Origin of the sequence: Neorhizobium alkalisoli (assembly GCF_007829835.1) — a bacterium.
GTDB lineage: Bacteria > Pseudomonadota > Alphaproteobacteria > Rhizobiales > Rhizobiaceae > Neorhizobium.
In genome coordinates, this window is sequence record NZ_VIWP01000001.1 from 399401 (window position 1) to 419907 (window position 20507).

17 protein-coding genes are annotated in these 20507 nt (G+C 61.3%); 11 read left to right on the top strand and 6 right to left on the bottom strand.

Annotated features, from left to right (window positions below; genetic code table 11):
- Positions 1 to 15: 15 nt before the first annotated feature.
- On the bottom strand, positions 16 to 1242 hold the full coding sequence (locus FHW37_RS01860) for an ROK family protein (RefSeq protein ID WP_145631818.1): 1227 nt from the start codon (positions 1240 to 1242) through the stop codon (positions 16 to 18).
- 263 nt (positions 1243 to 1505) lie between these two features.
- On the opposite strand from FHW37_RS01860, the gene FHW37_RS01865 reads away from it, so the two are divergent.
- Genes FHW37_RS01865 through FHW37_RS01890 form a run of 6 tightly spaced genes read left to right on the top strand, consistent with a single transcriptional unit; the run spans position 1506 to position 8118 of the window.
- Entirely contained in the window at positions 1506 to 2759 is a 1254-nt protein-coding gene (locus FHW37_RS01865) for an extracellular solute-binding protein (protein ID WP_145631821.1), read from the top strand.
- Positions 2760 to 2771: 12 nt separating this feature from the next.
- Positions 2772 to 3725, top strand: a complete 954-nt coding sequence (locus FHW37_RS01870) for a carbohydrate ABC transporter permease (protein ID WP_145631823.1) — start codon at positions 2772 to 2774, stop codon at positions 3723 to 3725.
- On the top strand, positions 3722 to 4564 hold the full coding sequence (locus tag FHW37_RS01875) for a carbohydrate ABC transporter permease (protein ID WP_145631825.1): 843 nt from the start codon (positions 3722 to 3724) through the stop codon (positions 4562 to 4564). Before FHW37_RS01870 ends, FHW37_RS01875 begins: the two co-directional genes overlap by 4 nt.
- A gap of 4 nt (positions 4565 to 4568) precedes the next feature.
- The gene (gene argH, locus FHW37_RS01880) at positions 4569 to 6080 is read left to right on the top strand and encodes an argininosuccinate lyase (RefSeq protein ID WP_145631827.1); all 1512 of its coding nucleotides are present in this window, start codon (positions 4569 to 4571) and stop codon (positions 6078 to 6080) included.
- Positions 6081 to 6082: 2 nt separating this feature from the next.
- The gene (locus FHW37_RS01885; protein ID WP_145631829.1) at positions 6083 to 7120 is read left to right on the top strand and encodes an ABC transporter ATP-binding protein; all 1038 of its coding nucleotides are present in this window, start codon (positions 6083 to 6085) and stop codon (positions 7118 to 7120) included.
- Positions 7117 to 8118, top strand: a complete 1002-nt coding sequence (locus FHW37_RS01890) for a carbohydrate kinase family protein (RefSeq protein WP_145631830.1) — start codon at positions 7117 to 7119, stop codon at positions 8116 to 8118. The genes FHW37_RS01885 and FHW37_RS01890 overlap by 4 nt, the downstream gene beginning before the upstream one ends.
- Here the strand turns inward: FHW37_RS01890 and FHW37_RS01895 are convergent.
- The 5 genes from FHW37_RS01895 to FHW37_RS01915 form a co-directional block, all read right to left on the bottom strand.
- The gene (locus FHW37_RS01895; RefSeq protein WP_145631831.1) at positions 8084 to 8998 is read right to left on the bottom strand and encodes a TIM barrel protein; all 915 of its coding nucleotides are present in this window, start codon (positions 8996 to 8998) and stop codon (positions 8084 to 8086) included. The genes FHW37_RS01890 and FHW37_RS01895 overlap by 35 nt on opposite strands.
- A gap of 99 nt (positions 8999 to 9097) precedes the next feature.
- Positions 9098 to 9712, bottom strand: coding sequence for a cysteine hydrolase family protein (locus tag FHW37_RS01900; RefSeq protein ID WP_145631834.1), 615 nt, complete (start codon positions 9710 to 9712; stop codon positions 9098 to 9100).
- On the bottom strand, positions 9709 to 11784 hold the full coding sequence (locus FHW37_RS01905) for a hydantoinase/oxoprolinase family protein (RefSeq protein WP_145631836.1): 2076 nt from the start codon (positions 11782 to 11784) through the stop codon (positions 9709 to 9711). The genes FHW37_RS01900 and FHW37_RS01905 overlap by 4 nt, the downstream gene beginning before the upstream one ends.
- The gene (locus FHW37_RS01910) at positions 11781 to 13514 is read right to left on the bottom strand and encodes a hydantoinase B/oxoprolinase family protein (RefSeq protein ID WP_145631838.1); all 1734 of its coding nucleotides are present in this window, start codon (positions 13512 to 13514) and stop codon (positions 11781 to 11783) included. The genes FHW37_RS01905 and FHW37_RS01910 overlap by 4 nt, the downstream gene beginning before the upstream one ends.
- Positions 13511 to 14404 (bottom strand): isocitrate lyase/PEP mutase family protein, encoded by an 894-nt coding sequence (locus tag FHW37_RS01915; protein WP_145631841.1) that lies wholly within the window; start codon positions 14402 to 14404, stop codon positions 13511 to 13513. Before FHW37_RS01915 ends, FHW37_RS01910 begins: the two co-directional genes overlap by 4 nt.
- A 378-nt stretch (positions 14405 to 14782) precedes the next feature.
- Here FHW37_RS01915 and FHW37_RS01920 point away from each other — a divergent pair, with 378 nt between their 5' ends.
- The 5 genes from FHW37_RS01920 (at position 14783) to FHW37_RS01940 (ending at position 20365) form a co-directional block, all read left to right on the top strand.
- Positions 14783 to 15643, top strand: coding sequence for an amidohydrolase family protein (locus FHW37_RS01920; protein ID WP_145631843.1), 861 nt, complete (start codon positions 14783 to 14785; stop codon positions 15641 to 15643).
- Positions 15643 to 17091, top strand: coding sequence for a class I adenylate-forming enzyme family protein (locus FHW37_RS01925; RefSeq protein WP_145631846.1), 1449 nt, complete (start codon positions 15643 to 15645; stop codon positions 17089 to 17091). Before FHW37_RS01920 ends, FHW37_RS01925 begins: the two co-directional genes overlap by 1 nt.
- Positions 17092 to 17102: 11 nt before the next feature.
- On the top strand, positions 17103 to 18278 hold the full coding sequence (locus FHW37_RS01930) for a serine hydrolase domain-containing protein (protein WP_145631848.1): 1176 nt from the start codon (positions 17103 to 17105) through the stop codon (positions 18276 to 18278).
- A gap of 200 nt (positions 18279 to 18478) precedes the next feature.
- On the top strand, positions 18479 to 19303 hold the full coding sequence (locus FHW37_RS01935; RefSeq protein WP_145631850.1) for an acetoacetate decarboxylase family protein: 825 nt from the start codon (positions 18479 to 18481) through the stop codon (positions 19301 to 19303).
- A gap of 39 nt (positions 19304 to 19342) precedes the next feature.
- On the top strand, positions 19343 to 20365 hold the full coding sequence (locus FHW37_RS01940) for an ABC transporter substrate-binding protein (RefSeq protein WP_145631852.1): 1023 nt from the start codon (positions 19343 to 19345) through the stop codon (positions 20363 to 20365).
- Positions 20366 to 20507 lie beyond the last annotated feature (142 nt).

The window sequence follows — 20507 nt, forward strand, 5'->3', positions numbered from 1 at the left end:
CGGCTCCGTCAAAAATCAGGTGGGCGTATTGGCAAGTCCGGCCAGCGACGTTTCAAGTTTTGGCGTCACCATGTCGAAAAGCGGCAGGGAGGCGGCGCCGAGTGCTGCGGTCAGCTGGCCCGTCTTGCCACGCATCACACGCGGCAGATCGCGCAGCCTGCGGCTTGCGACCGATGTCGGCAATTGCCCCATCCGGGCAACGATATCGTCGATGATCACATCCGGCAGCGCGCCGCCGAGGATGACCGTCTGCGGATCGAGAATGTTTTCGAGTATCGCCACCATCGGGCCGAGGCAGGTGGCCGCATCGTCGATCCATTCCTCGACGACGGGATGTTTTTCGGAGTGCAGTTTTTCGAGATCTGCGACTTCCACATCGGTTATGCCGGTGCAGGCAAGCTTTTCCCGAAGCACGTAAAGTGAGGCATAACCTTCAAGACAGCCGAGCTGGCCGCAGGAGGGGCAGGCGCGCCCCTTTGGCACGACGGTGACATGGCCGATCTCGCCGGCATTGCCGAAAGCGCCGCGATAGGGAGCGCCATCCTGAATAATGCCGAGACCGATACCGACGCCGAAATAGATCATGCAGAAATTCGCGATCGCGAGACCGGCGCCGAACAGGCGTTCGCCAACCGCCGCCGCCGTCGCGTCGTTCTCGACCACCACCGTGTGACCACAGGCTTCACTCAGCGCCTGGGCGGCATCGAGCCCGGCCCAGCCCGGAAGCGTGGTCGGGCCGACCGAGGTCATGCCTTCGATTTCGAACGGTCCCGGCATCACCACGCCGGTACCGAGCAGCCGCAGGCCGGCGCTCTTCTCGACCGCGGCAAGATCCGCGGCGAAGGTTGAAAGCACATGCGCCGGCGTCGTATCGGCAAGCTGGGTAACGCGTTTGGCGCGCAGGCGGCCGGAAAGATCGAGCGCGACCGTCACCGTATGGTCGGCGGCGATTTCGACGCCGATCGTCATGCCGCCATCGGGGTTGACGGCAAACTGGATGGGCGGCTGGCCGCGACCGGAGCGCAGCCGGCCCATCTCCATCAGCAGCCCTTCGTCAACCAGATCATCGACGATGTTGGCGACGGCCTGCGCCGTCAAATGGGTGAGTTTGGCGATATGCGCACGACCGAGAGAACCGTTACGGCGCACGACATCGAGGACCACGCGCCGGTTATGGTCGCGGCTTCTCTCCGGGTTGTTGCCGATCGCAACCGTATGCGGGCCGGTCGTGTGTATCGTCATGCAGCCTGTCTTTCCGTGTTGGAAATTCATAACGCCGGAAACCGCCAACCGGCAATACAATAATTCAAGTAAATTATCTTATTGACAAAACGCCCGCCGCAGAGAAGCCTAGGGAGGAGCTGGGGGCCTTGGCGCTCCAGAGGGAGGTTTCACTGCGACACCTCCGGGGAATGACGCTGCCGGTCACATCACTGTGGCGGCAGCGGGGAACAAATCACGCCCCAAAGACCGGATCGTCCGGCGGGGGATAACGGAGGGTTCGCATGCGCAAGGCAACTTTGTTTGCCGGCCTCGTTGCCGGTTTCAGCACGCTCGCAATCAACGCCGCCCAGGCGGTCGAGATCGAATATTGGCAGTACGTGTTCGATACACGCGTCAAGGCGATGGACGAGCTGATCACCAATTTCCAGAAGGCCAATCCGGATATCACCGTCAAGCAGGTGACCTTCCCTTACGCCGATTACCAGACGCGCGTGATCGCCGCGAACATGGCCGGTAATGGTCCCGACGTGATGCAGCTCTTCTACGGCTGGCTCGACAAGTTCGTCGCCGGCAAGCTCCTGCAGCCGCTGCCGACCGATGCCTTCCCGCATGACAAGATCGAAAGCGAATTCTTCCCGATCGTTACCGCCATGAAGCGCGGCGACGATTATTACGGCCTGCCGACCGCCGTGCGTTCGCTGGCATTGTTCTACAACAAGAAACTCTTCACCGAAGCCGGGCTTGATCCGAACTCGCCGCCGAAGACGCTCGACGATTTTGTCGCCGCCGCCCAGAAGATCGCCAAGCACGACGGTTCCGGCAACCTGACCGTTGCCGGCTCGACGCTGGACATGGCCGGCCAGGATCACCAGTGGTGGCGCGAAGTGCTGGTCCGCCAGTTCGGCGGCATGCCTTATACCGATGGCGACAAGAAGGTTGCCTACAACAGCGATGCCGGCCTGAAAGCGCTGAAATTCTACACCAGCCTGCAGCTCGAAAAGAAGATCGGCCAGGCGGGCTTCATGGATGAAGGTCAGGCTGCCTTCCGCGGCGGCAAGGCCGGCATGACGATCGACGGCACCTTCCGTCTCGGCGCCTTCAAGTCGATCAAGGATTTCGAATGGGGCGTGACCGAGCTTCCGGCCAATGCCGAAGGCGTGCGCTCCAACTATGCCAGCTACTTTGCCAACGGCATCAGCGCCAAGGCGACCGGTGCAGAGCTCGAAGCGTCGAAGAAATTCCTCGCCTATATCTCCTCGCCCGAGGCCATGGACATCTGGCTGAAGACGGTCGGCGAACTGCCGGCACGCCGTGCGGCGGCGATGACCGAAACCAACCTGAAGGACCCGATCTACGGCCCGTTCCTGAAGGGCCTGGAATACGCCCATACGACGATGTTCATGGACGAGGCCGGCCAGCGCCAGACTGCCATGGATATGGTCAACCGCGTTCTCCTGGAAGGCCAGAAGCCCGAGGATTCGCTGAAGCAGGCTGCCGAGGCCGAGCAGGAAATCATCGACGCGGCCAAGCCGTAAGGGCAGAAAACCATGGCAACGATCGAACAGCAGGGGGCGGCACCCGGCCGCCCCGATGGTCCGCGGAGTGGCACTCTCACGGACCGCCTCTCTATGCGGACGCGCCGCCTCCTCTGGGTCTGGGGATTTCTAGCCCTGCCGATCCTGTTTTATGCAGTGATCCGTTTCTACCCGACGGTGCAGGCCTTTTATCTGTCCTTCACCAACTGGGATCTCCTTCGGCCTGCAAAATTCATCGGTTTTGCCAATTACATTAAGCTGTTCAAGGACCCGCAATTCTGGAAGGTGTTCAAGAACACCTTTGTCTACCTGATCGTCGGCACGCCGATCAGCCTCGTTCTGGCCTTCACGATCGCCTATTTCCTCGATCGTGTCCGCTTCATGCACAATTTCATTCGGGCACTGTATTTCCTGCCCTTCCTGACGACCGCCGCCGCTATGGCCTGGGTCTGGCGCTGGTTCTACCAGCCGCCGCCGATCGGCGTGATCAACGATGTTCTGAGCATGGTCGGCATTGCGCAGCAGCCTTTCATCCGTTCGACGGACCAGGCGCTGTTTTCGATCATGGTCACTGCCATCTGGGCCGGTCTCGGCTTCCAGATCATCATCTTCATGGCCGGCCTGCGCGCCATCCCGACGTCCTTTTACGAGGCCGCGAGGATCGACGGGCTCGGGGAATTCGCGATTCTGCGCAAGATCACCCTGCCGCTTCTGAAACCGACGACCGTCTTCCTCGTCGTCTTCTCGTCGATCGGTTTCCTGCGCATTTTCGACCAGGTCTATAACATGACCACCAACGACCCCGGCGGTCCGCTCGGCTCGACCAAGCCGCTGGTGCTGATGATCTATCAGACAGCGTTCAACTCCTATGCGATGGGTTATGCCGCCGCGCAGACCGTGGTCCTGTTCACCATCCTCCTGATCGTATCGCTGCTGCAGCTCTTCATCCTGAGAGAAAAGAAATGAGCGAGACGCCAACTCTCCATCGCGCCAATATCCGGCCGGGCATGATCCTCACCTGGACGCTGCTCTTCATCGGCGGCCTGATCATGATCTCGCCGATCGCCTTCATGTTCTCGACCTCGCTGAAGACGGCCGATCAGGTCTACGACCTGCGCCTCATTCCGGCCGCACCGACACTTTCGAACTATATCGCCGTTCTGGCGGATGGCCGTTTTCTGCGCTGGTTCTTCAATTCCAGCCTGGTCGCCGTTCTGGTCACGCTGTCCAACTGCTTCTTCGACAGTCTTGTCGGTTACACGCTGGCAAAGTTCGAATTCCGCGGCCGCTATTTCATCTTCCTCGCCATCCTCTCGACGCTGATGATCCCGACCGAAATGCTGGTCATTCCGTGGTACCTGATGTCCAGCCAGCTCGGCTGGCTGGACAGCTATTGGGGCATCATGTTTCCCGGCATGATGACTGCCTTCGGCACCTTCCTGATGAAACAGTTTTTCGAGACCGTGCCGAACGACTTTCTGGAGGCAGCGCGTGTCGATGGGCTTAACGAGTTCCAGATCTGGTGGAAAGTGGCGCTGCCGCTGGTGACCCCTGCCCTTTCGGCGCTCGCCATCTTCACCTTCCTCGGCAATTGGACGGCCTTTTTCTGGCCGCTGATCGTCACCACCAGCAAGGAACTTTATACGTTGCCGGTCGGGCTTTCGAGTTTTGCCGTAGAACAGTCCATCCAGTGGGAAATGATCATGACGGGGGCCGCGATCGCCACCCTTCCCACTCTCATCATCTTCCTCGTCCTGCAGCGCTACATCGTCCGTGGCGTCATGCTCGCAGGCCTGAAAGGATAAACCCATGGCGGATATCGACCCGCGCCTTTCCGACACCAGCAAGTTCCCCGATCCGGTCTACAAGGAAACGGTGCTGAAGCCGCTGTTCGACGGCGCAAAAAGCCACCATGTCGACGGTTTTCGCCGCATCGACCGCGCCCATCTCGTCATGCTGGTCGAGACCGGCATTCTCGACAGGGAGATCGCCGCGAAGATCGCCGGCGCGCTGGAAGCGATCGATCGCGAGGTTGATCCGTCAACCCTCGTTTATACCGGCGAAGTCGAAGACTTCTTCTTCTTGATCGAGAAGGAGCTGAAGGCACGGATCGGCGTCGATATCGCCGGCCGGCTGCATACCGCCCGTTCGCGCAACGATATCGATCACACCCTGTTCAAGCTTGGCCTGAAGGAAAAGATCGATGTGCTTCAGGGCAAGGCCCGCAAACTTCTGGCCGCGATGATCGACAAGGCGGAAAGCGAAAAGGCAACGCTGATCGTTGCCTATACCCACGGTCAGCCGGCCCAGCCGACGACCTTCGGCCACTATCTTTCCGCTGCGATCGAAATCCTCATCCGCGACATCGAACGGTTCGCAGATGCCCGCCGGATCGTCGATCTCTCCTCCATGGGGGCCGCCGCCATCACCACGTCGGGTTTCCCGATCGACCGGGAGCGGGTCGCGCATCTGCTCGGCTTCTCTGCCGCCCAGCGCAATTCCTATTCCTGCATCGCCGCCGTCGATTATACGACCTCGACCTATTCGGCGATCGAACTGATGTTCCTGCATCTCGGCCGCCTGATCCAGGACTTTCAGTTCTGGACGAGTTTTGAGGTCGGCCAGATCTATGTGCCGAACGCGCTGGTGCAGATCTCCTCGATCATGCCGCAGAAGCGCAATCCTGTCCCCATCGAACACCTGCGCCACCTCGCCAGCCAGACTTTTGGACGTGCGCGCACAGTGATTGACGTCATGCACAACACGCCGTTCACCGACATGAACGACAGCGAAGGCGAAACCCAGGGCATGGGCTACGAGGCCTTCGCCTCGGCCTATCGCGTCCTCGACCTCCTGGCAGCGCTGATCAGCCAGATCAGCATCGACCCGGAACGCGTCGACCAGAATATCCGCCGTTCCTGCATCACCATTACCGAGCTCGCGGACTCTCTGGTACGGATCGAAGGCCTCTCCTTCCGCGAGGCCCACGAAATTGCAGCAGCCACGGCAAAGAGCGTCGTTGCCGCCAAGGGCGACCTGCCGGGTGATGGCTTTGAACCTTTCCTCAAAGCCTTCGAACATTCGGCCGGCCGCAAGCCTTCGGTCGATCTTCAAAAATTCAGGGAGATCGTTTCGCCGGAACATTTCGTTGCCGTCCGCGCCCGTTTCGGCGGGCCTGCGCCGGAACCGATGGCTGCCGCAATCACCGCCTACCGCGAAAAGCTTGCCACATTCGAGGCCGCAGCAAATGCTGCTGCGGAATACGAAGCGGCCGCTGCGGCGGAACTCACCGAAAAATTCACCGCGCTGACGGGAGCCTGATCATGGCCACGATCGAACTTGAAAAAATCGTCAAGCGCTACGGCAAGGTCGAGGCCGTCAAGGGTATCGACCTGTCGATCGCCGATGGCGAATTCGTCGTTTTCGTCGGGCCGTCCGGCTGCGGCAAGTCAACGACGCTCCGGATGATCGCCGGGCTCGAGGAAATTTCCGGCGGCGCCCTGAAGATCGGCGATGCCGTGGTCAATGAGCGCGACCCGAAACAGCGCAACATCGCCATGGTTTTTCAGAACTATGCGATCTATCCGCATATGACGGTGCGCCAGAATATCGGCTTCGGGCTTTATACCTCCAAGCTTAGCAAGGACGAGAAGAACAAGCGCATCGAGGAAGCGGGCAAGATTCTCGGCCTCACCGCCCTGCTCGACCGCCGTCCGGCCGCCCTTTCCGGTGGCCAGCGCCAGCGCGTCGCGATCGGCCGCGCCATGGTGCGTGACCCGTCGGCCTTCCTGTTCGACGAACCGCTTTCCAATCTCGACGCCCAGCTGCGCGCGCAGATGCGCATCGAGATCAAGCGCCTGCACCAGCGACTGAAAACGACCACCGTCTATGTGACCCACGACCAGGTCGAGGCCATGACCATGGCCGACAGGATCGTGGTCATGAAGGACGGCAATATCCTGCAGGTCGGCACGCCATCTGAACTTTACGAAAGCCCGGTCGATGTCTTCACCGCCCGCTTCATCGGCAGCCCGTCGATGAACCTCATCCGTGGTCGCAGGACCGCCACCGGTGTAGAGGTCGCGCCCGATGGCGATATCCTGATCGGCATTCGCCCGCATGATCTGAGCGCGGACGGACAGGCCGTCGCGGGCGGTTTAAGGATCACCGGCACTGTCAGTGCGGTCGAACCGCTTGGCCCGGAAACACTCGTCCATCTGGACATTCCCGATGGTGCCCTGATCGCGACGGCACGGGAAAAGATCGTGCCGCCGGTCGGCAGCGATCTCACCTGTTCCGCAGCACCGGGCAGCCTTTATCTTTTCGATGCCAGCACAGAGAAATTTCTGGGCCGTTCATGATGACACATGCAGACAAAAGGTCCGCGGTGCTCAGCATCGGGCGGATTTATTGCGACCTGATTTTTACCGGGCTCGGCGAATTGCCGGTCCTCGGGCGGGAGCTTTTTGCCGATGGCATGGAGATCACGGCCGGCGGTGGCGGATTTATCGCGGCGGCCCATATGGTGCATGTCGGACGCAAGGCCGCGCTGGTCGCCAGGCTTGGAACCGATACTCTTTCGGCCGGTGTGGAAGGCCAGATCCGTGACAGCCGGGTGGATCTGCGTTTCGTCGAACACGCCGCCGATGCCGGGCCGCAGGTGACAGTCGCAGCGGTCATCGGACATGACCGCGCCTTCCTGACCCATCGCGCTGGCCCCGCCCAGCCGGCGACCCTGGACGCGGCACTCGACTGGGATGAGGCACGTCATCTGCACATCGCCGAATTTGCGACACTGCATGAAATCCCCGATCTCATCACCCGCGCCAAGGCGAAAGGCCTCACCGTCTCGCTCGATCCGAGCTGGGATCCGAGCCTCATCCACGACAAAAGCCTGCTGGAAGCCTGCAAAGGCGTCGATCTCTTCCTGCCCAATATGGAAGAGGCAACGGCCATCACCAGTTCCTCAGATCCGCTGATCGCGATCGGCATATTGCGAAAAACCTTCCCGCTCGTCGCCCTCAAGGGCGGCGCGGATGGCGCATGGCTCCTGGCCGATGCCGACGTGCTGCATGCCCCTGCCGAAGCGGTGAAAGTCGTCGATACGACCGGTGCCGGCGACGCATTCAATGCCGGTTTCCTGCATGCTTGGCTGGACGGAGCCGCGCCCGAAACCTGTCTCAAGGCCGGAATCCGGGCCGGCAGCCTTGCCGTAAAGGCCGCAGGTGGCGCGCCGAGACGGGAACCGGACACGTCCACGGACGCGAACAGCGGCAAGACCGAAGCGCCGGACGGCGCCTCCGTCAGCTCAAAATCGCCAGCGCTTATTCAGCTGCTGCGGCGATTGTCGCAGCGTTGAGCACCATCAGCTCCTTTGCCCGGAGGAGGCTGGCCGGCTGTTCGGCGCGGTAACGCTGGCCGATTTCCATCATCAGCACGGTATCGGGCAGGAATGTCAGTTCCGAAAAGATTTTGGTCCAGTCGATATCGCCCCAGCCGAGCGGCAGATGCAGGTCGCCGATGCCGAGCGCGGTCGCTTCCTGCGGATAATAGGCTTGATAAAAGGCTTCCGGGCGGCCGAACGAGTCATGCACATGCAGATGGCCGGCGACCGGCGCCATGGCACGCAGCTGATCGAGGAAATCCAGCCCGCGATAGGTGGATTCGATATAGGCATGGCTGAAATCGATCAGCGCCACGAGGTTCGGATGCCCGACCGCCTTGACCGTCTCGGCCACTTCAGCCGGCGTCTGGCGGTATTGGCCGGGCTCGGTCGAAAAGATGTTTTCAAAGGCGATGCGCACACCATAGGGCCTGCAGAATTCGGCAAGCTGGAACAGGGCTTCGCGCTCGCGCTTGTCGGCATCCGCCCGTTCAAAGATCTGGTCGGCGCGCAGGCAACCGCCATGCTGGACGAGGATACGGGCATCGATCCGGTCACAGATCTCGACCAGCGCCTGGGCGACATCGAGCTGGTAACGATAAGTCGACGGCTCCATGAAATTCGATGAAACGAGACCGTGGACCGTATAGCGGAAATCGAACTGGCGCGTCAGCGCCACCAGCCGCTCGGCGCGCTCTGCAATGATGCGGCCGCCGGAAATCAGATCGAGGCTGGTCAGGCCAAGCTCGACCGTGGCGACGCCCATGTCGGCTAGGGCGCGCAGGTCTTCCTCAAGGCTCTTGAATTCGCCATCGGCCGAGCCGGTGTTGAAGCCGGTTGCGATAATATTGCTCATCTGAAATGTCCCGTCTTCGGATCTTTTCGTATTAAAATACGGTTCGATCCGAAGCGGTAGCGCAAGATCATGACGGCTGGAAGTCAGCCCGGCGGTTGTTCACCGCGCCTCGAATTCGGCGATCATGTCGGCAATCGTGGCGATGCGGCTGACTGGCTTCAGTGCCGCGATCGCGGTCTCATGGGTCTCGACCGAAAAGGCCGCCGATCCGTCAGACAGCGTGATCGTTTCGAAATCGCGGACATGCGCATCACGCACCGTCGAGGCCACACCGCCATTGGTGACGATGCCGCCGATCACCAGCTTTTCGATGCCGCATTTGCGCAGAACCCATTCCAGCCTTGTCATATAGAAGGAGGAATAGGCAACCTTCTCTACGACGAGATCGGCCGGCCCGAGACTGTCGATCAGGCTGTTGCCCCAGCTGCCGGGCGCAAAATCGCCCTTGCCGAGGAAGGGGCGGAGTTCCTTCAGATGCGGCGAGATAATCGGCTCGCCGCCCTTGGCCGGCACCAGCGTGAACTGGGCGGAGATGATGTAACCGCCTTTGCGGCGCATCACGTCGAGCAGCGGCTTGATCCGCTCCGGCAGGGCCGCGATTTCCGGCGAACCCGCCTTGGCGCGGCCATAAGCACCGTTCGGATCCATGAAATCGTTGGTCAGGTCGACAATGATGAGACCAGTCTTCTCGATCGGAATGGCGGATCCGCTCATACTTTTCGCTCCACGATGATATTGCCGTAGTTATCGACACGCGCCTTGAATTCCGGCGAGACGACGGTGGTCGCATCCGGCTGTTCAAGGATCGCCGGACCTTCGATCTCGGCGCCTTCGGGAATATCGAGGCGGGCATAGATCGTGGTGTCGTGCCAGGCGCCGTCGAACCAGACCTGACGCTTGCCGGTCGTGGCGGAGGCAACTGTCGTATCTGTCGGTGCGGCGAGCGCCTTCAGGTCGAAGCCGGGACGAATGCCGATCGCGCTGGTGCGCAGGTTGACGATGCGCATCGGCACGCCCGGCAGAAGCCGGCTGAACGAGGCCTGGTAGGCGGTTTCGAATGCCTTGCGGATCATCGCCTCGCTGACATCTGACTTGCCGTTTTCGATCACGGCCGGCAGCGCAACGCGCACCGTATGGGTCTGACCGACATAGTGCATGTCGAGTTCGAACAGCGTATCGATGCGTTCCATCGAAAGCCGGGCATCCTCGACCACGGCGCGGGCCTTGGCCGCTTCATCGACCATGCGCCCACCCACGGTTTCGATATCAATGCCTTCCAGCGCCAGATTGAGCGTCTGCACCTGATCGTGGCGGATATCGGCAATGATGCAGCCGAGCGCCGAGGTGACGCCCGGATACCGCGGCACGAGTGCTGCCTTGAGACCAACATCCTTGATCAGTGCCGAGACATGCAGCGCGCCGCCGCCACCGAAGGGAACGGCCGCAAACTTCTGCGGATCATGACCACGCTCGATCGACATCAGTCGTATCGCGCCGGCCATGCGGCTGTCGGCGATGCGCACGATTGCTTCCGCCGCTTCCATGACACCGAGGCCAAGCGGCTTCGCCACATGTTCCTCGATCGCCTTTTTCGCAGCATCGACATCGAGACGCGAAAGCTTGCCGCCGATCGGACGGTCGGCATTGATGCGGCCGAGCACGACATTGGCGTCGGTCAGCGTCGGGCGGGTATTGCCCTGGCCGTAACAAACCGGGCCGGGCCGCGAGCCGGCGCTTTCCGGGCCGACCTGCAACAGGCCGCCGGCATCGACATGGGCGATCGAGCCGCCACCGGCGCCGATCGTGGTGATCTCGATCATCGGCGTGCGGATGACGAGACCGAAATCGATCGTCGTCTGCGCCGCCAGTGCTGCCTTGCCGTCCGCGATCAGCGAAACGTCGAACGACGTGCCGCCGAGATCGCCGGTGATGACATTCGGAAAACCCGCCGCCTCGGCAATCGCCGCCGCCGCGATAACACCGGCCGCCGGGCCGGAGAGTGCGGTGCGGGCCGGCAGACGCCGCGCCGTTTCGGTCGACATGACGCCGCCATTCGACTGGACGATGTGGAAGCGACCGGCAAAGTCCTCGCTCTCCAGCGCCTTTTCCAGCTTGCCAAGATAGGAGCCGACGACCGGCTGCAGATAGGCGTTCAGCACCGTGGTCGAGGTGCGTTCGAACTCGCGGATTTCCGGCAGGATCTGGGTCGAGCAGGCGACATTGTCATTGTGCCAGACTGCACGGGCGGCCGCGACCGCCTTTTCCTCGTTCTCGGGATTGGCGAAGGCATTGACGAAAACGATCGCCAGCGCCTCCGCGCCCATCGCCTTCAATTGTTCCGCCGCAGAGCGAACGGCAGCGACATCGACTTCGCTCCGCAGCGTTCCATCAGCCAGCGTCCGCTCGGAAACTTCCAGGCGGAAATCGCGCTCGACGACCGGCACGAAATCGCCCCACAGACCCCAGGTATGGCGGCGGTCGCGGCGGCGCATTTCGAGCACGTCGCGAAAACCCGTCGTGGTGATCAGTCCGACCTTGGCGCCCTTGCGCTCCAGAAGCGCATTGGTGCCGACGGTCGTGCCATGCACGATCGAATCGAGGTTGGCGATCGCGCCAAAACCCTTGAGGCCATCGAGAAAACCGACGGCTTCGTCGCCGCGGTTGGAGGGCACCTTGTTGGTGCGGAAACGGGCTTCTGCCTCGTCGAAATAAAAGAGATCGGTAAACGTTCCGCCGACATCGACGCCGACGATCGTGCCCAGTTTAGACGTTTTGAGATCGCTCACGCAGCCACTCCATTGCGCAAATTGTTGGTTGCCTGAAGGTCGACCTCGCCATCGGCGCCGATCACCACGCCATAGAGAGCTTCCGCCTGGGCAACGCTGACGAAACCGAGCCGCACGTCATGCAGCACCTTGTGCGGATCGCGGCGATGGGGATCGCCCCAGCCGCCGCCGCCGGGCGTTTCAAGCCGGATCTTTCGACCGGCCGGCAGGCGCAGGTCGGTAATCTTGGAGGCCATGGGCGGGCTCTTTTCGCCGTCCTCCGTTTCCCAGAAGAAGCGGTTGAGCGCCGCTTCCTCGCCGCCCGAGACACCGAACGGCGCCCGTTTGCCGCGCTCGCCGAGCAGCGCCACGTCGCCGCCTCTCAAGAGCTCGACCTCATAGATCGACCCGAAACCACCGCGATGGGTGCCGGCGCCGGCCGAATCCGGGCGCAGCGCCCATTGGGTGAACATGATCGGATAGGCGGCTTCGAGAATTTCGACCGGCGGAATCGTGGCCGTAGAGATCGGGTTATTGGCATGGTTGAGGCCATCCGAAACCGGATTGCCGCCAAGACCGCCGCCGAAGAAGGAGAACATCACCCAGCGGGCGCCGTTTTCGCGGTGCCCGGCGACCGAAAGCGCGTTGATCGTGCCGAAGGGGGCAGCCGTCGCACGGGCCGGATCGGCCTGTGCGATTGCACCGAGCACGACGCCGATCAATCGCAGAATGGTTTCGGTGTAACCGGCGACCGGCTTCGGCGCATTGGCGCCGAGCAGCGAATTGTCGACGATGTTGAAGGTGATCGGCCTCAGGCAGCCGGCATTGGCCGGCACTTCGGTGAAGATATGTTTGAGCGCCACATAACAGGCGGCGATCGTCGTCGAGCGGGAAATGTTGATCGGTCCCTGCGCCGACTGGGTGGAACGCGAAAAATCGAGCTCCATGCTGTCACCGGTGATCGTCAGATCGAGCGCGACGGTGAGCATTTCATCGGTAATGCCGTCATTGTCCAGCACGTCCTCGAAACTGTAGGTACCATCAGGCATGGACGTGATCGCGGCACGCATCAGCGCTTCGGCGCGGTTCGAAAATGCTTCGAAGGCGGTATCGATCGTGCCTGCGCCATACTCATCCAGAAGCGCGCCAAGACGCTTTTCACCCAGATCGAGCGCGTTCAACTGGCCGTTCAGATCGCCCCAGTTCGACATCGGCACGCGCGAATTGGCGGAGATGATGTCGACGATATCCTGGTTCATATGACCTTCGGAGATCAGTTTGACGACCGGAATACGCACGCCTTCCTGAAAGCTTTCGACGGCTTTCGGATTGTAGCTGCCGGCGACATTGCCGCCGATATCGAGCCAGTGGCCGACAGAAGCCATCCAGCAAAACAGCTTTCCGTCGCGGAAGATCGGGCGAACAAGGCGGAAATCGTTGAGATGGGTGCCACCCTCGTAAGGGTCGTTGAAGATGAAGGTATCCTTCTCCTTCAGCCCGCCATCCCTTGCGACCTTGGCGATGACCGCGCGCACAGCAAAGGCCATGGCACCGACGAAGATCGGCAGGCCCGAGGTTCCTTGTACCAGCGTATCGCCGGTTTCGGCATGGTAGATACCGTGGCAGGCATCTTTCGCTTCCGCAATGACAGGGTTGAAGGCAGAGCGGTAGAGGGTCGCGTCCATTTCGTCGGCGATCTGTTCCAGCCGTCCCTTGAGGACGGCGAGCGTGACGGGATCAAGCGAACTCATGCCGCATCCTCTTCCTTGCCTTTTCTGTCTGTATGATCTTCGTAGGTTTGGCCGAGCGCCAGCATGTCGGGCGTGCCGATCAGCGCGTTGAGGCCGTTGAAATCGAACATGCGGTCGGCGAACGGAGCGTTCGAACCGTTTGCCATCAGCGAGGCGTAATATTCGGTCGCCGTCTTCGCCATGGCGCGGACGATGCCGCCCGGGAAAATCACGAGCTGAAAACCGAGCGCGTTGAGTTCCGCCGCATTGTGGATCGGCGTCGTGCCGCCTTCGACCATGTTGGCGAGGAGCGGCTTGACGCCCTTCAATGCCGCCGCGATCGAGCCCAGCTGCTCGCCGGATTTCGGCGCCTCGACGAAAAGGATGTCGGCGCCGGCTTCGGCATAAAGATTTGCGCGTTCCAAGGCACTGTCTATGCCTTCCATCTGCAGCGCATCTGTGCGGGCGATGATCAGGGTATCGGCACTGGCCCGGGCATCGACGGCGGCGCGGATCTTGCCGACCATTTCGCCGGCCGGGATGACCGACTTGTCGTTCAGATGGCCGCAGCGTTTTGGCGTTGTCTGGTCTTCGAGCTGGATACCCTGGGCACCCATCTTTTCGAACAGCCGGACGGTACGCTGGACATTGAGTGCGTTGCCGTAACCGGTATCGGCATCGACGATGACGGGCGTTGCAACACGGTCGCAGATCATCGCGATCCGGTCTGCCACTTCCGCCATCGAGACGAGCCCGATATCCGGCCGGCCGAGATGCGTATAGGCGATCGCCGCACCGCTCAGATAAACGGCCTTGAAGCTGGCTTCCGTTGCAATGGACGCCGTCAGCGCGTCGAATACGCCCGGCGCGACGATACCGTGGCCGCCATCAATCAGTTCGCGCAGGTTCATCTACTATTTCCTCGCTATGTCTCGTCCGACCTCTGCGGGCCGTGTTATCAAAATCGAAAGGCGCGAATCGCATTTCCGAATGCAGTCATTCGGGCACAAGGCATCAGCGCCGGCCCGGCCTGGCAATCCCCGCGAAGTCGCGGAAAAGCAGCCGTGACCACCAACTCAACCATCTCATGCCTGCCGCGATCGGGATGCAATTTCCACCGCCTCAAATGTTCTATCACTAGAGCATACGATCTCTTCAACCACAAGCAAGCGGTCTTTTATCAACGTGAAATAATTCCTGACATCCGCAGCATTTCAAGCGCAAACCCGCTTGCGGGCCTCGTTCGGCTATGCATATTGTTATAGCAATAACGAGAGGAACATGCAGCCATGGTGACCAAGGGAGCGATCGACGCCGTCGTGAACATCTGGACGGAAGAGGCCTTGAAAGGCCGTCCGGACCGCAATGATTTCTACACCGGCAAGGTGAAGGTCGATCGTGGAACGTTCGAGGGCGTTTCGCTGGAAGAGATGCTGCGCCGCATGGACGCCGCCGGTATCGAGCGCTCCATGCTGATCGCCGCCAAGGTCGGCCCGGCCGATCACCGTGCATGTTACCATGTTCCCTACTCGCTCGTCGTCGATGCGGTGCAGAAATATCCCGACCGTTTCCTCGGATTGGCCGGCGTCGATCCGACCGAAGGCATGCGTGGAGTTCGCGAGCTGGAACGGGCCGTGCGCGAATACGGCTTTATCGGCGCGCATCTTTATCCGCACTGGTTCGAGCTTGCGCCCGACCATGCCCGTTATTATCCGTTCTATGCGAAATGCGTCGAACTCGATGTGCCGATCCAGCTGCAGGTCGGTCAGTCGCTGGTCTATGACAAGAGCTTTCCGCGCCGCAGCGTCGGCCGGCCGATCACGCTGGATTCGGTCGCCTGCGACTTTCCGGAACTGAAGCTGATCGGCATCCATATCGGCATTCCATGGACCGAAGAGATGATCGCCATGGCCTGGAAGCACGAAAATGTCTTCATCGGCTCGGACGCCCATGCGCCGCGCTACTGGCCGCAATCCTTCATCCACTACATCAACACCTACGGCCAGGATAAGGTGATCTTCGGCACGGATTTCCCGGTCCTCGGCTTCGAAGAGACCATGAAGCAGATCGACGAGCTGGACCTGCGCCCCGTGCCGAAGCAGAAGTTCCTGCGCGAAAACGCCATCCGCATCTACGGTCTCGACAAGTGATGAACCTTGCCGAAGCCCTCGAGGTCAATGCCAAAGGCCGTCCCGACCATATCGCCGTCATCGAAGGCGAGCGGCGGCTGACGCATAGCGAATTTGCCGCCTATGTGCGCCAGTCGGCCGGCCGGCTCAGGGCCAAGGGCATCGGCGCCGGCGATATCGTCGGGCTTTGTCTCGGCGATACGATCGATCACCTTGTCTTCATCTATGCGCTCGCCCGCATCAGCGCCGTCATCCTGCCGATGGATGTGCGCTGGACCGATGCGGAAAAGCTGCGCGTCACCGAACATTTTCAGGCGAAACTGGTTCTCGCCGAACCCGACAGCGCTCAAGTCGGCGCGATCGAGACCATTGAGGTCGCCGATCTGCCTGCCAATGACGACCCGGCACTGGAAGCGATGGTCGAGGGCAGCGATCTGCCGCTTCTTCTCTCGCTCTCCTCCGGCACGACCGGCCGTCCCAAAGGGCCGCGCATCACCCATTACCAGATGCTACGCCGCTTCTGGACGCACTGGATCAATCTCGGCTTCAACAGCACGGACCGCTACGTTTCGGCAACGCCGCTCTATTTCGGCGGCGGGCGCACCTTTGCCATGTCGGTCCTGTTTGCCGGCGGCACGGTCATCCTTTTTCCGCCCCCCTTCGATGCCGACGAGCTCTGCGCCGAACTCGCCCGCGTTTCCGCCACCAGCACTTTTCTCGTGCCAACGCAGATCCGCAAGCTCCTGACCCACGACCTGAAACGGCTCGAGCCGGTCCGCAGACTGCGCCTGCTGATTTCCAGCGGCGCGCCGCTCGATGGCGACGAGCGGGTGACGATCGACGCGCTTTGCGGCAATTTCATCGAATATTACGCCTCGACGGAAGGTGGTGGGGTTTCGATCGGCACGCGCGAAACGCGCCGCCTGCAGCCGAACTCCGTTGGCCGCCCGGTTTTCGGTGTCGAGGTGGAAGTGGTCGACGAGGCTCATCAGCCACTGGCATCAGGAATGATCGGCCGGCTGCGCTATCGCGGCCCCGGCGTCGCCAGCGGCTATTTCAACGAGGACGATGCCGGGCAGGATACGTTCCGCGATGGCTGGTTCTATCCGGGCGATCTCGCGGAAATCGACGAGGCCGGCCATATACTGCTGCGCGGCCGCTCCAAGGACATGATCATCCGCGGCGGCGTCAACATCTATCCCGGCGAGATCGAGACAATCTTGCGCGAAAACCCTGATATCAGCGAGGCGGCCGTCGTCGCATGGCCATCCGCCCGGCTGGGTGAAGAGGTGGCGGCCTTCGTCGTTTCGGCCTCGCGGATCGATGAGGAAGCCCTGAAAACCTGGTGCCGCGAACGGCTGGCGCCCTACAAGGTCCCAAAATCCATCCTGCAGATCGACGATCTTCCGCGCAACAGCGCAGGCAAGGTTTTGAAAGCAGCGCTTTCGTCACAGCTCCAGCCCCTCTGAGGATTTTCGAGATGAGCGATCGCTTCCAGAAACTGGCGCAGTTTTTCTCCGAAGCGATCGCGGTCGGCGATATTCCGGGCGCCCATCTGACCATCCTCTATCGCGACGAGCGTTTCGAATGGACCGGCGGTTATCGCGATCGCGCCGCCGGCCTCGCGATCGATGCCGACACCCTGTTCCGCCTCGCTTCGATGACGAAAATGGTCACCTCGGTTGCGGCCATGACCTTCGTCGAAAACGGCAGGCTCGACCTCGGCGACCCCGTCTCGCGTTATCTGCCGGAACTGGCCGATCTCAAGGTCGGCGTGACGAAACGGGATGCCAGCGGCACAAGCCTCGTGCTCGAACCGACGCATCGGCCGATGACGATCCAGGATCTGCTGCGCCATACGTCAGGCCTGACTTACGGACAGTTTTCCGATTCGCTGGTGCAGCAGGCCTATCGCGAAGCCGGCATGTCGGCGCATGAGCAGACGCGCGAAGACATTCTCGCAAAACTTTCCACCCTGCCGCTCGCCTTCCAGCCCGGCACGACATTCGAATACGGCATGTCCACAGACGTTCTCGGCTGGGTGCTCGAAAAGATCGCCGATCGCGATCTGGAAGAAATCGTCAGCCGCACGGTCACGGCACCGCTCGGCATGACATCCAGCTGGTTCCGGCCGCCGCAGCTAAGGCTCGGCAATCTCGCCCAGCCGCAGATCGATCCTGTGACCGGCGAAATCCCCATCCTCGGTTCGCGCAATTTTTATGAAGCGGGCTGGCTTTCGGGCGGTCACGGCCTGTTTTCGACCGCCCAAGACTTCGGGCGTTTCGCCGCCATGCTGCGCGGTCGCGGCACGCTTCAAGGTGCGCGCATCCTGTCGCCGCGGACGTTTGGCTTCATGGTCAGCAATCATCTGCCGCCGGATGTCTCGTTCGGGCCGGATATCGCATCGCTCGGACCGCTTGCGCCGACACCCGCTGCCGGCCAGGGATTCGGCCTCGGCTTCGCCGTCAGGATGGAAGCCGGGCGCAACACCTTGCCGGGCTCGGTCGGCGACTTTTTCTGGTCGGGCCTGTCGGGCACCTATTGCTGGATCGACCCCACACAGGAGCTTGCCGGCATGATCCTGATGCAGTCTCCGAACCGCCGCGACCACTATCGCAGCGTCCTGCGGAGGCTCGTATATGCAGCTCTCGATTGAGGGCCGCGAAGGAAAACGCGAAGCGGCTGCGTCGGGCGGATCCGTGATCTGTCCGGGCAGAATTTCTACGCTACAGGCCCTGCGCTACAAGGGTTTTGTGACAGAGAAGATTTCTGAAAACGCATCTTTTCTGTTGCATGCGAAAAAGCTTCACCATAATGTTATGCCAATATAACAAATAATAAGACACAGAGGGTAGCATGCAGGCTTCAAGGCCATGGGCAGGTCAATCCCTGCCGCGGACATCGACGGGTCGTTCCTCGCTTGTGGAGCCTTTGCCGCACCATATCAGCTGCGACGCCCTGCATGTGAATTTTCGCGCCGACCCGGCCCGTGTCGCCAATTTCCTGCCGCCTGGACTGGAACCGCTGGAAGGCGGCGACGGATGGGTGATGATCGCCGAAATGGCCAAGGTCAGCACCAGCAATCTCGACCAGATGTGGCAGGATCCGGCCCGCTCCACCTATAACGAATGCGTCCTCGGCTTCTATTGCCGTTTCGGTGACCGGATCGGGCGCTACAGTGCGCTCGTCTGGGTCGATCGCGACTGGTCGCTCGGCATGGGTGCGATTTTCGGCTGGGGCAAGCGGCTTGCATCGGTCGACCGCACCCGGCTGCAGACCACCAATCCGGCGCTTGTCACCCCGCCCCGCCAGCTTGGCGGCACGGTGATGCGTTACGGCAGCACGATCCTGCGCATGTCGGTGACCTTCGAGGGCGAAGGTGAGGCGATTGCCGCCCTGCCTGGCCATGGCGGATCGAGCTTTCTGTATCGTTATATTGCAAGCCCCGGCCCGGAGATCCCTGAGGTCGAGCAGCTGATGGAACTCTCCTTCAACAATGTGAAGATGAGCGACATCCGCTCCGGCACGGGATCGCTGGAATTCTTCGATGCACCCAACGAGGAGCTGAGCCTGCTCGGCGAAGTCGAGGTGACCGGCGGCTTTTCCTATCAGCGCGGCTGGACCACCGACCGCACCGCCAAGCTGCTGCATGACTATACGGAGAATGCTCCGCAAGCCTGAACACCCAAAGTGCCAACCGCCAATCATAAGAGGGAACAAATGCAAAAATTCGAGATGAAACGTCGTGAATTCCTGGTTGGCGCGCAGGCGCTGGCTCTCGGTGCAGCCCTGCCGGCCTTTTCGGGCGTCGCCCGCGCCGCCGACCTCACCAAGATGACCTATCTGACGCCCTTTGGTTATATCGTCGGCTTTTCCGAGACAATGTATGCCGACACGGCCGGCATCTTCAAGAAACACGGCCTGGAAGTGACGGTCGAGGGCGGACGCGGTTCGTCCATGGCGGTGCAGCAGGTCACAGCCGGCAATGCGCTCGTTTCCCGCACCGGCGGCACCGACCTGATCAAGGCCTATGCCAAGGATCCGTCGATCGTTGCGATCGGCGAAATCTACCAGCGCGACATTTTTTACATGATCAGCTCCAAGGACGCGCCGATCAACAAGCCGGAGGACATGGCCGGCAAGACGATCGGCATCGTTTCGGCAGCCGGCGCCACCGAAAACATTCTCGACATGATGCTCGCTGCCAAGGATGTGCCGAAGGCCGACGTGAAGCGCGAAGTCGTCGGCAATGCGCCGGCCGCCTTCCAGCTGATCAAGCAGGGCCGCATTGCCGGCTTCATCGCCACCAATGATACTGCCTATCAGCTGAGCTCGTCCGGCGAGGCGGTGACCGCATGGTCGACCGACGACGTCGCGCTCTGCCCCGGCCAGGTCTACATGACCTCCAAGGCGCAGCTTGCAAAAAACAAGGAAACGATCGCCAAGTTCTTCGCAGCGGTCTACGAATCCCTCGGCGAGATGATCAATGCCAAGGATCTGGCGCCGGTTCTGGCTTCCGTCAGCGGCAAGTACCAGCTCGCCGAGGGCGCCCGCCCGGACAAGGGTCTGGCCGTGCTTCAATACGGTGTCGAGAACTACAAGCGCGCCTATCAGGAAAAGCTGAAATCGAATGCCGATGCGTGGAAATCCGCTTACGCGCTGATGGTCAAGGCCAAGCTTATTCCTGAACTGGCCGACCAGAATTTCTACGACGATTCTGCGCGCCTGCTGGCCTTCCCCTGATCGCCTGACGGCATGCTGCGAAATAACCCGATCGATCCGACAACGCCAAGCATTTGACAAGCCGGATCGATCGGGCGCTGCAATCGCCTCACTGCAAAACCGCTCGGCCCTTGCGGGCCGAAGATTTCTTGAATGGGACGAC